The 2,500-nt window shown below is 54.6% G+C and carries 2 rRNA genes (1 of these 2 cut by a window edge); both read right to left on the reverse strand.

From position 1 onward, the window contains the following. Positions 1-35: 35 nt before the first annotated feature. Positions 36-150, reverse strand: a 5S ribosomal RNA gene (rrf, locus tag ACR0BD_RS19660). Positions 151-377: 227 nt separating this feature from the next. Then, a 23S ribosomal RNA gene (locus ACR0BD_RS19665) occupies positions 378-2,500 on the reverse strand (it continues 743 nt past the right edge of the window).

Here is a 2,500-nt window from a genome sequence, read left to right on the forward strand (position 1 = left end):
TTTCATCGTGTTAGAGAGGATTGGGCTTTTACTAGGTTTGGCGGTGACCTACTCTCCCGGGGCTTAAGCCCAAGTACCATTGGCGCGGCAGTGCTTAACTTCCGGGTTCGGGATGGGACCGGGTGTTTCACTTGCGCTATGACCACCAAACCGAGGAAAAGCCCACGTCGCGACTTTTGCGGAGCAAAAGCGCGACGCGCGGCAGGCAGCGTCTTTATCGCAGATAAAGGCGCGTTGCCGCACGGTTATAGTATCAACCAACATCGCGGCTAGGTGCTACGACGCTGTCCATGTTCAAGGTGTGTATGCTTTTGGTCTTGTTTGATCGCCTACCGTCTCTCCTTGAGGCGGTGAGCTTTGTCTTTCTGTTACTGGATCAAATCAAGCCTATCGGGCGATTAGTACCGGTCAACTGAACGCATTACTGCGCTTACATCTCCGGCCTATTGACGTGGTGGTCTTCCACGGCCCTCAGGGAGACCTTGTTTTGAGGGGGGCTTCCCGCTTAGATGCCTTCAGCGGTTATCCTGTCCGATCATAGCTACCCAGCACTGCCGTTGGCACGACAACTGGTCCACCAGTGGATCGTTCACCCCGGTCCTCTCGTACTAGGGGCAACTCCTCTCAAGTCTCCTACACCCACGGCAGATAGGGACCGAACTGTCTCACGACGTTCTAAACCCAGCTCACGTACCTCTTTAAACGGCGAACAGCCGTACCCTTGGGACCTGCTCCAGCCCCAGGATGAGATGAGCCGACATCGAGGTGCCAAACACTGCCGTCGATATGGACTCTTGGGCAGTATCAGCCTGTTATCCCCGGCGTACCTTTTATCCGTTGAGCGATGGCCCTTCCACTCGGGACCACCGGATCACTATGGCCGTCTTTCGACTCTGCTCGACTTGTCAGTCTCGCAGTCAGGCTGGCTTCTGCCATTGCACTCAACGAGCGATTTCCGACCGCTCTGAGCCAACCTTCGCGCGCCTCCGTTACGCTTTAGGAGGCGACCGCCCCAGTCAAACTACCCGCCACGCAGGGTCCCGGATCCGGATAACGGACCGCGGTTAGACATCAAGAGTGCGAAGGGTGGTATCTCAAGGGAGGCTCCACGGATACTTGCGTTTCCGCTTCAAAGCCTACCACCTATCCTGCACATCACAATCCTGATGCCAGTGCGAAGCTGTAGTAAAGGTGCACGGGGTCTTTCCGTCTAACCGCGGGAAGCCTGCATCTTGACAGGCAATTCAATTTCGCTGAGTCGATGTTGGAGACAGCGGGGAAGTCGTTACGCCATTCGTGCAGGTCGGAACTTACCCGACAAGGAATTTCGCTACCTTAGGACCGTTATAGTTACGGCCGCCGTTTACCTGGGCTTCAATTCAAGGCTCTCACCTCTCCTTTTAACCTTCAGGCACCGGGCAGGCGTCAGACCCTATACGTCGTCTTGCGACTTCGCAGAGCCCTGTGTTTTTAATAAACAGTCGCCACCCCCTGGTTTGTGCCCCCAGCCCCTAGTTGCCTAGGAACCGGGCCTCCTTCTCGCGAACTTACGGAGGTATTTTGCCGAGTTCCTTCAACATCGTTCTCTCAAGCGCCTTGGTATGCTCTACCAGTCCACCTGTGTCGGTTTAGGGTACGGTCTGATGGAGGGCTATTTCCAGGAACCACTCAGCAGCCCAATCAATCCGATAAGATTGAACTACACCTGTGATCCGTCACATCCTCCTGGCCTAGGAATATTAACCTAGTTCCCATCGCCTACGCCTTTCGGCCTCGGCTTAGGGGCCGGCTTACCCTGCTCAGATTAGCTTTAAGCAGGAACCCTTGGACTTTCGGCGAGAGTGTCTCTCACACTCTTTGTCGCTACTCATGTCATCATTCTCACTAGTGATCTCTCCACGGGATCGCTCACGCGCCCGCTTCATCGAAAGAACCTATGCCTGCGCTACCGCCTATTCGGCTACTTGAGCGCGATTACTCGCACCTCATAACCGGCGGTAAAAAAGGCAAGGTTCTATGTCACACTACGCTCTGCTACCGATGCTTACGCATCCCTAGACTTCGGCTCATGGCTTGAGCCCCGTTACATCTTCGCCGCAGGACAACTTATTTAGACCAGTGAGCTGTTACGCTATCTTTAAAGGATGGCTGCTTCTAAGCCAACCTCCTGGTTGTTTTGGTCGTCCCACCTGCTTTCCCACTTAGCCATGAATTGGGGGCCTTAGTCGTAGGTCAGGGTTGTTTCCCTCTCCACTACGGACGTTAGCATCCGCAGTGTGTCTGCCATCTAGTACTCCCGGGTATTCGGAGTTTGGTTAGGATCAGTAAGCCTGTGGGGCCCCATTACCCATCCAGTGCTCTACCCCCCGGGGTATTCGGATGACGCTCTACCTAAATAGATTTCGCAGAGAACCAGCTATCTCCGAGTTTGATTGGCCTTTCACCCCTAGGCACAGCTCATCCCGATCCTTTTCAACGGATGTGGGTTCGGTCCTCCAGT

The organism is Ruegeria sp. G5, from assembly GCF_056533365.1.